This is a genomic window from Dorea sp. D27 (assembly GCF_001185345.1).
Lineage (GTDB): Bacteria > Bacillota > Clostridia > Lachnospirales > Lachnospiraceae > Extibacter.
In genome coordinates, this window is sequence record NZ_KQ236748.1 from 24,608 (window position 1) to 33,064 (window position 8,457).

Annotated in this window: 10 protein-coding genes; all 10 read right to left on the reverse strand. The window is 47.3% G+C overall.

Features of this window, described 5'->3' with window-relative positions:
* Positions 1-9: 9 nt before the first annotated feature.
* Positions 10-537 carry a hypoxanthine phosphoribosyltransferase gene (gene hpt / locus HMPREF0980_RS17560; RefSeq protein WP_049730379.1) on the reverse strand — a complete coding sequence of 176 codons (528 nt, stop codon included), beginning with the start codon at positions 535-537 and terminating at the stop codon, positions 10-12.
* Positions 482-1,891 (reverse strand): tRNA lysidine(34) synthetase TilS, encoded by a 1,410-nt coding sequence (gene tilS, locus HMPREF0980_RS17565; protein WP_049730380.1) that lies wholly within the window; start codon positions 1,889-1,891, stop codon positions 482-484. Before tilS ends, hpt begins: the two co-directional genes overlap by 56 nt.
* A 71-nt stretch (positions 1,892-1,962) precedes the next feature.
* Entirely contained in the window at positions 1,963-3,366 is a 1,404-nt protein-coding gene (locus HMPREF0980_RS17570; protein WP_049730381.1) for a SpoIIE family protein phosphatase, read from the reverse strand.
* Between the two features lie 212 nt (positions 3,367-3,578).
* Positions 3,579-3,902 carry an FtsB family cell division protein gene (locus tag HMPREF0980_RS17575; RefSeq protein ID WP_049730382.1) on the reverse strand — a complete coding sequence of 108 codons (324 nt, stop codon included), beginning with the start codon at positions 3,900-3,902 and terminating at the stop codon, positions 3,579-3,581.
* Positions 3,903-3,965: 63 nt separating this feature from the next.
* On the reverse strand, positions 3,966-4,319 hold the full coding sequence (yabQ, locus tag HMPREF0980_RS17580; RefSeq protein ID WP_049730383.1) for a spore cortex biosynthesis protein YabQ: 354 nt from the start codon (positions 4,317-4,319) through the stop codon (positions 3,966-3,968).
* A gap of 6 nt (positions 4,320-4,325) precedes the next feature.
* On the reverse strand, positions 4,326-4,610 hold the full coding sequence (yabP, locus tag HMPREF0980_RS17585) for a sporulation protein YabP (protein ID WP_049730510.1): 285 nt from the start codon (positions 4,608-4,610) through the stop codon (positions 4,326-4,328).
* Between the two features lie 49 nt (positions 4,611-4,659).
* Positions 4,660-4,899, reverse strand: a complete 240-nt coding sequence (locus tag HMPREF0980_RS17590) for an RNA-binding S4 domain-containing protein (RefSeq protein ID WP_049730384.1) — start codon at positions 4,897-4,899, stop codon at positions 4,660-4,662.
* A gap of 140 nt (positions 4,900-5,039) precedes the next feature.
* Positions 5,040-5,348, reverse strand: a complete 309-nt coding sequence (locus HMPREF0980_RS17595; RefSeq protein WP_227188315.1) for an HU family DNA-binding protein — start codon at positions 5,346-5,348, stop codon at positions 5,040-5,042.
* A 144-nt stretch (positions 5,349-5,492) separates the two neighbouring features.
* Positions 5,493-7,229: a phospho-sugar mutase gene (locus HMPREF0980_RS17600; protein WP_049730386.1), complete on the reverse strand. Its 1,737-nt coding sequence runs from the start codon at positions 7,227-7,229 to the stop codon at positions 5,493-5,495.
* A 49-nt stretch (positions 7,230-7,278) separates the two neighbouring features.
* Entirely contained in the window at positions 7,279-8,370 is a 1,092-nt protein-coding gene (locus HMPREF0980_RS17605) for a protein kinase family protein (RefSeq protein WP_049730387.1), read from the reverse strand.
* Positions 8,371-8,457: the final 87 nt, after the last annotated feature.

Genomic DNA, 8,457 nt, shown 5'->3' on the forward strand with positions numbered 1-8,457 from the left:
AGCCCCTTTCTACTCCACACCTTCCACTACTCCGATGTATGGTAGATTTCTATATTTTTGGGCATAATCCAGCCCATATCCCACTACGAATTCGTCCGGAATCTCAAATCCCACATAATCCACTGTGACGTCCCTTACGCGTCTCTCCGGCTTATCCAGCAGTGTGCACAGCTTCATGCTGTTTGGATGTCTCTTGGCAAGTATGTCCAGCAGATAATACAGGGTCCTTCCTGAGTCGATGATATCCTCAACGACGAGCACATCCTTGCCTTCAAGTGCTTCATCCAGGTCTTTTGCTATCTTGACGACGCCGCTTGAGGCCGTACCGTCGCCATAGCTGCTGACGCTCATAAAGTCCATGGATACAGGAATAGAGATCTTCTTTGCCAATTCACACATAAAGAATACCCCGCCTTTCAGCACGCAGATGAGGTGCACCTGTTTCCCTGCATAATCTTCGCTGATTTTTCTGCCTAATTCCTCAATCCTCTTTGCAACTTCTTCTTCCGACAACAATACCTTTACAGTCTCTGCCATCTTTTTCTCCTCCGTCTACTTCTATTTCCAGAATTCTTTTCGTATGTTCCGTGACCTGATATTTCTGATTCTGTCTGCCACCAATTACCCACATGATATGGTGTCCGTCAGCCACGAGCCAGATGCGGTCCCGTTCCTCCCGTGGTATCTTTTCATTGATAAAATACTGTTTCAGCTTCTGGGTCCTGCCGTTCCTGTCGATAGTAATATAATCTCCAGGTTCCCGATGCCTCATTTTAACAGTATTCTTTATTATATCATAATCAAACCATTTCGTGTAGGGGGTTTTGGGAAATGTTCTCATCTCTGGCGTCCTCTCTATCACACGGCACGATATATGCAAATCTTCCGTATCTTCCTCCCCGCCGGTCTCCTGTTCTTCCTTCGTAAACCTGATGCCTTCATAACACCTTCCCGCCGTTACGCCGTAAGGGAGGGATATCCGTCTTCCCACCTGTTTATCCATAAGTTCTCTGACAAGCCTTACATGGACGGCTTCTATATCCTTGCTTTTCCCTGCTGCCTGGCACAGTATGCTGTGCAGCACGTATGGTTTCAGCGCCTCCGGCGTATGCCCAAATGCGTCTTTCTGAAGCAATATTCCGCCTGCTTCGTCCGCGCATATACATGCTTTCTTATATTTACCGGCCTCTATTTCCACATATGTTCCCAACAGGCGCATCTGCCTCATCGTCTCTGCCATATGGTCGGACGACTGCACATTAATTTCCGCCTCCAGGTAAGGGATAACGTGGTTGCGAATCTTATTACGGGCGTATCCATCCTCCAGATTTGTTTCATCCGTACAATATGATATTCCCCGTTCTTCAAGATATGATTCCACTTCTTTCCTTTTCAGGCATAAAAGTGGATGTATCCACACTCCTTCTGCCGGAGGGATACCCCCGATTCCTTTCAATCCGGTCCCCCTGCACAGGTTGAGCATCAGCGTCTCTACGTTATCATTCTGGTGGTGTGCAAGTGCTATCTTCGTGCCGCCCTTCTGCTTCAGCACTTTCAGGAACGCAGCCCGGCGCACTTCCCGGCCCGCTTCTTCCTCCGTAAGCTTATGCAGCTTGGCATACGCTTTTACATCTTCATGGAAGATTTCAAGCTCGATTTCCTGTTCCCGGCATATCCTCTCAACATATCCCGCATCTCTGTCTGCGCTGTCTGCACGCAGGCCGTGGTGGACATGGACCGCAGTGACCGAAAAGCCTAGCTCTTTTTTCAGTTCCAGCAGCACGAAAAGAAGGCATATGGAATCTGCTCCTCCCGATATGCCTGCTATTACGATATCTGACTGCTGCAGCATATGATGCTCTGCCGCATACTCTCTGACACGTTGATACATGTTTATCCACCAGTTCTTATATTTTTCTTATCTTAAATATATAGAAGTTCTTCCTAAAATGCAAGTTTTCCTCACAGTTTCCACATTCCAACCGCAAGCACGGTCATATCGTCTATCGGAACTTCCCCTGTCCATTCCAGCACCTGTCCCAGGATATGGTGTGCCAGCTCCTTCGGATTGACAATATTTGAGCCCTGGATAAATGTGCTCATGAGGACGTCCTGTTCGCCCACGGGAAGGGCATCCATGACACCGTCCGTGACCATGATTATAAAGTCGCCTGATTCCAGCTCTTTTTCTACAGATTCTATCTCAATATCCTGTATGACGCCGATGGGCAGCGTCGTGGAGCTGATCCTTTCCACGCCTTCTTTCCTTTTGATAAATGTGGTGGATGCACCTGCCTTCACGAATTCGCATTTGCCACTGTATAGGTCGAACAGGCTTACGTCGATCGTGGAAAAACGTACTTCTTCCCTGCCGATGACAAGAGCCGTATTCATCATCTGGATTGCCGTCTTTACCGGAAAGCCCGCCTCCAGAAGTTCTTCCAGCATCTCTACGACCATCGTGCTTTCGCGCAGGGCATCCTCTCCGGAACCCATGCCGTCCGACAGCGCAACGCCTTTCTTTCCGCCCGGCAGATCGGTCATGAGGAAGGTATCTCCTGATATCTTCTCACAGCCTTTCCCAATCTTGGCCACGCCCTGCAGCGTATGGTATCTGGCACCTTCCACGCAGGCGACCGTGCAGTAATCTTCCCCGATGATGGGCCGTTCCCCCTGCTCGAGCATCATGACTCGTCCCACACATCTTCCAATCTCCGTGGCCAGCTCTTTTGTCGCGATACAGTGGCCCTTCGATGCCTTTACGGTAACATGAATCTCGTACTTTCCTTCTGCGGTAACAAAGAATACCGAAGAAAGCATACGCACACCGAACTTTTTCAGATGATTCTTCAGCTTTTTCTCAAGATGCTCATCCTCAAATATACCTGCATCCAGCTCTCTTGTCGTATACTGTATCATTCTTGCAAAACTGTTGAGCTGGATTGCATAGCCTTCCCGGTTCTGGACAATCCTGTTGTTCCAGAGCAGTATCTGTTTGGCATTTTCAAACACTTCCAGCGTCTCCCGCAGGAACCGGGGCGCTGAGATACATTTCTTCTGGAGCTTCCTCTTGATCTCTACATTCAGCTCTGCCCCGTACTCCTCCACCGTGCATAATATCTCATATAGCATCTGGTAGGTATGTACTCTGTTCTCGCCGAGGCACCATTCCTTTTTCTCGCAGTTCTCGCATACTTTATCTGTTATCTTTACAAACATGTCTTCAATCTCTTCTTTCGAAAACGTTCCTTTGTAGTCTTCCAGCGTAAGGAATGTCCGGGACAGGTGCATGAGCGAATCCGCGAACTTGTCCATCTGTATGACATAAGGGTTCAGGAAAGTCCCCTTTTCTTTTACTTCAGCCATTATAGCTCCCCCTTTAATATATTCTCGCGAAGGCAGCGAGCCTAGTGGACATGCTTGCATATCCGCTAGGCGGCTGCCCGTGGGGTCCAAGACCCCGTTGTGCTGCAGCTTTGATGCCCCGTTGCTCGCAGCGGGGTCTTGGACCGAACATAAAAAAGCTTTAGGAATACAATTTCCTAAAGCTTCATCATCCGTGTTTTCTATCATCTAATCTATTTTGCCTTGAATATGATCTCACCTTCGTGGACGAGACCGAGTTTTTCCCTTGCCACGTCTTCTACATATTCATCCGTACCTACGTAATCTTCCAGCTCGTCTATCTTGGACGCCCGGCTTTTCTCTTCTTTTATCTGCTTCTTAAGCTCTGTCTCCTGTGCCACATAGGATTTTTCCTTCGCGCGGAGCGTTATCCCGTTGACGGACACCATTACGAGCAGCAGCAGTATGACTGAACTGATAGCCAGTACACTTCTTTTGTGCCGCTGGACACGTTTTTTCTGCCGTCTCCTGCGACTCTTTTGTTTGATTCCATTCATTGTTATACTCACCCTTTTTTCCGGCCCGGAAGCCAGAATATTCACCCATTAATCATAATAATATTATCTTTTTTTACCCGATTTATCAATAGTTTTGGACGAATTCTTTTTGGAGCGGGCGTACATTTTTTTGTGTAATTTTTCAGCCTGCCGGATTAAAAAAGCAGCCAAAACGGCTCCAAGCACAACACCTAGTATAAAATACCATCGGATGCTACCATCACTTGTATGGTAAATTTGCACAAACAAGTACAGCGCCGAACCGATCCAGAATAAGAAATCTTCTGCCCCTATCGCAGCAAGGCTGTGTCTTACAATCTCTCTGAAGCTGCTGATGCACTTATATACAAGGCGCACGATTGCACCAGACAATACGGCCAGTACAAATACGATAAATTCTTCCCTTATTCCCGGCATACGCAGCTACCTGAACAGTTTGGAAAACAGATTCTCCCCTTGCTTTCCTCCTGCATGGACTTCTGAATACGCGATACTGTCGATATTGCCGGACAGATCGACCTCGCCTTTCTCTAGGCTCAGCCGGTTTACATGAAGGTCCGTCCCTTTTACCATCATCATGCCCTGCTCCGTCTCCAGAAGAATCTCGTTCAAATCAAAAGATAATACGTCGATAACGCCCGTTACCAGGCTGGTTTTTCTATTATTAACTACCAGCTTATGTCCTTTTTGTACTGGTCTCTCTTCCATGTGCATCACAACCTTTCTTCATAATCATATGACAGGTTGTTCTTCTTTATTACAAATATCTGAACAGGTCCTTTGCCTCTTCTTTTTTCGTCGTTTCCTGGATATCCAGCACTTCCACCTTCACTGCTTTTGTGCCGAACTGGATCTCTATGATATCTCCCGCCTTAACTTTTACCGAAGCTTTGGCGACGCTTCCGTTTACCGTCACCCTTCCTGCGTCGCAGGCTTCGTTGGCAACGGTCCTGCGCTTGATGAGCCTGGATACTTTTAAGAATTTATCTAACCGCATACGCCTACCCTCCTGAATGTGATTTTTAGCGGTGGTGGGGGGACAGGCCCCTTCTGAAAGGGGCCTGTCCCCCCACCATCCCGTTCCAACTAAAAAAGTAGAGAGCAGTATGCTCTCTACTTGATAACCGCTTTTAATCCTTATGCATTAACAGCGTCTTTTAATGCTTTACCAGCTTTGAATTTAGGAGCCTTGCATGCAGCAATCTTCATTGTCTTGCCTGTCTGTGGGTTTCTGCCCTCTCTTGCTGCTCTTTCGCTTACTTCAAATGTACCAAATCCTACTAACTGAATTTTCTCACCTTTTTTAAGTTCAGCTGTAACTACATCAACAAAAGCTTTTAAAGCTTTTTCTGAATCTTTCTTTGATAATTCTGCCTGCTCAGCGATAGCTGCTACTAATTCTGTTTTGTTCATGGATAATTTCCTCCTCTTGTTTAGATATAGAATCCCTTACTAAAATTCTACAGTTTTTAAAAAACGGCGCACGCCTTCTTCCATGCGGCGTTGCCCTTAGTTACTGTTATACCTTCTTTCCCTATGTTTGTCAAGGGAATTTCGCAGTTTTTGCCGTATTTCCAAGGGTTTTACCGATTATAACATCGTATTTATCATGGACAAAACTTCCTCGCCAAGCACACGTGATTTTTCATCTGCATCTTCCAGGGATGTCCCTTTTATGCCATAGTAAAATTTGACCTTTGGTTCTGTACCTGACGGTCTTACACAGAGCCATGCATCATCTGTCAGATCGTAGTACAGGACATTGGATGACGGCAGGCCGGTAGGTGTCACCTCTCCTGTTGATATATCTTTGATAATATCTGCCTGATAGTCTCTTGCCTTCAGAACTCTGTATCCGCCTACTTCCATCGGAGGATTCTTCCGCAGCGTCTCCAGTATCTCCTGAATCTTCTGGAGTCCTTCGATACCCTTTAGCGTGATGGACTGGATAGAGTCTTTGTAGTACCCGTACCGCTCATACATGTCCACCATCGCATCCCAGAGCGTCATACCCTTGGTCTTGTAGTATGCGGCGGCCTCGCACAGTGCCATAGTGGCAACGATCGCGTCCTTGTCCCTGGCATGTGTGCCAATCAGGCAGCCATAGCTTTCCTCGAACCCGAACAGGTACTGCCCTTTTCCGGTCGTCTCGAATCCGAGTATCTGCTGTCCGATATATTTAAATCCGGTCAGGACTTCTATCAGTCCCACATCGTAGCCTTTTGCAATCGCGTCGGCCATGTTGGATGTGACAATCGTCTTAATAAGGTATCCGTCCTCCGGGAGCTTTCCTTCTGCCGCCTTTCTCTGACCAAGCTCGTAATCCGCAAGGAGACAGCCTGACATATTTCCTGTAAGCACCTTGTACTCGCCTGATTTTGCGTCTTTGACATACACCCCGAGACGATCCGCATCCGGGTCTGTAGCAAGTACAAGATCTGCGTCCACCTCACGGGCCAGCTTTAGACCAAGGGTAAATGCCTCTTCCGCCTCCGGATTCGGGTAAGAGACGGTAGGGAATTCTCCGTCTGGAAGTTCCTGTTCTTTGACAATATAGACATTTTTGAATCCAAGTTCCTTCAATATCCTTCTTGCCGGTATATTTCCTGTTCCGTGGAGAGGGCTGTACACAATTTTCAGCTCGCTTCCCATCTTATCAATAGCGTCCTGATGGATGACCTGCTTCTTAAGCTCGGCGATGTAACCGTCATCCACGGCCGTTCCAATGACTTCGTACATTCCGGCTGCCTTCGCATCTTCAAGGCTCATCGTCTTCACTGTATTGTAGTCGGCGACTGCCTCTACCTCGTCCATAATTCCTTTGTCATGAGGCGGTGTAATCTGGGCGCCATCTTCCCAATATACTTTGTATCCGTTATATTCCGGCGGATTGTGGCTGGCTGTGATATTGATGCCAGCGATACAGCCAAGGGTCCGCACGGCGTATGACAATTCTGGTGTCGGGCGGAGCGATTCAAAGACATATGCCTTGATGCCGTTAGCGGCAAGGCAGAGGGCTGCTTCATCTGCAAATTCCGGTGACATGCGTCTGGAATCGTATGCAACTGCAACTCCTCTGTCCTGTCCATTTTGTTTCATGATATAATTTGCAAGTCCTTGTGTGGCCTTCCTGACCGTATAGATATTCAGGCGGTTCGTTCCTGCTCCGATGATTCCTCTGAGACCTGCCGTACCGAACTCCAGGTCTTTATAGAAACGCTCTTTAATCTCGCTGTCATCTCCCTCAATTCCCTTCAGCTCTGCCTTTGTGCCTTCATCAAAATATGGATTTTCCAACCACTCCTTGTACTTTTCAAGATATCCCATACCTAAGTACCTCCTGTCTCTTATATGCTTCATATTATACAACAGGATTCTATAAATGGAAAGAAAATATATTCTCCAAAAACCGCTTCTTTTCCTCTGTCTGCCTGATAGCCACGTTCAACTTCTCTATGCTTTTAACTGATATCCATGCTTTGTTCGAGTGATAGTAGGAATCTGCGATTTTCCAGAACTTTTCCGGATATATGAGCCGGTTTTTTATATACTCTGTCTCCCCGGAGGATAACGGGCGTATGGCGGAATAGGCGTTAAGCATATTGTCACCGAGTCTCTCCTTCCAGCCGTGCTTTTCCATGACTTTCCTTAGAAAATAATACAGATCTTCTACCTGGATATCTATTTTGAATTTGTCAAAATTTGTCGTGGCAATCCGGAGCGGCTCCCTGTTCATATGTCCTCCGTGTCCTTTGTAGTCAGGTCCCCTCGATACACTTCTGCCGGTTATTCCTCCCTGCGCTGTCTCGACGGGCACGGCAGTGCCTGAAAGTATAAGTATGTTATGATAATTATACTCGCCATGTGTCATGCATCTCTGTTCTATGCTGTCCCGGTACAGCGCGTCATAATCGGAGTGTTCCAATTCTTCCAGCGCAAGATCTGCCCACTGGTACATCTGGTCAAAATATTTTAAAAACGCAAATTCAAATTCGCCCTTTGGAGAGAGGCCTCTCATGAACCTCCGTACCTTTTTCAGTTCGCGGTTATGGCGGATATACTCTTCTCCAAGGTGCGTACCTGCCGGCGCCCCCTCTTCCAGCCCACGGGACATAACGGTGTGAAGCTTGGCGAGGTTACCCGATGCCGCCAGCAGCTCTGCCGGTTTGCGTATGTCACATTCCCGCCCCTGATACCACTGCTTCAGTATATATTTGTTTCCGTCCTCTGCCGCGCTGACGTATTCGCCGTTCTTGTTCGGAAGAATCTCGTCGGTCCATTCATATCCCTGTTCCTTCAGATAGCCATACAGATTGCAAAGAGCAGGGATACGTTTCTCAGAAGACGTCACCTCCCGGAGCAGCAGAAGCCCCTGCCGCGTGTCGCATAAAATAGCACCCCTTGTCTTACGGGTGCCGGTGACATCTATATTATATTGGTCTAATACATTTAGCTCATATTCTTGCATAACATTCCCCTGCACTTTATATAACATATTCTTTCTAACGTATGATTAAGAATAACGGAATATGCAAAAGGGACAGGGTAAAAATGA

What these genes read in the sequence shown, in the direction of transcription:
- hpt (WP_049730379.1), bottom strand. Translation starts at nt 537, where the DNA reads ATGGCAGAGACTGTAAAGGTATTGTTGTCGGAAGAAGAAGTTGCAAAG.
- tilS (WP_049730380.1), bottom strand. Translation starts at nt 1,891, where the DNA reads ATGTATCAACGTGTCAGAGAGTATGCGGCAGAGCATCATATGCTGCAG.
- HMPREF0980_RS17570 (WP_049730381.1), bottom strand. Translation starts at nt 3,366, where the DNA reads ATGGCTGAAGTAAAAGAAAAGGGGACTTTCCTGAACCCTTATGTCATA.
- HMPREF0980_RS17575 (WP_049730382.1), bottom strand. Translation starts at nt 3,902, where the DNA reads ATGAATGGAATCAAACAAAAGAGTCGCAGGAGACGGCAGAAAAAACGT.
- yabQ (WP_049730383.1), bottom strand. Translation starts at nt 4,319, where the DNA reads ATGCCGGGAATAAGGGAAGAATTTATCGTATTTGTACTGGCCGTATTG.
- yabP (WP_049730510.1), bottom strand. Translation starts at nt 4,610, where the DNA reads ATGGAAGAGAGACCAGTACAAAAAGGACATAAGCTGGTAGTTAATAAT.
- HMPREF0980_RS17590 (WP_049730384.1), bottom strand. Translation starts at nt 4,899, where the DNA reads ATGCGGTTAGATAAATTCTTAAAAGTATCCAGGCTCATCAAGCGCAGG.
- HMPREF0980_RS17600 (WP_049730386.1), bottom strand. Translation starts at nt 7,229, where the DNA reads ATGGGATATCTTGAAAAGTACAAGGAGTGGTTGGAAAATCCATATTTT.
- HMPREF0980_RS17605 (WP_049730387.1), bottom strand. Translation starts at nt 8,370, where the DNA reads ATGCAAGAATATGAGCTAAATGTATTAGACCAATATAATATAGATGTC.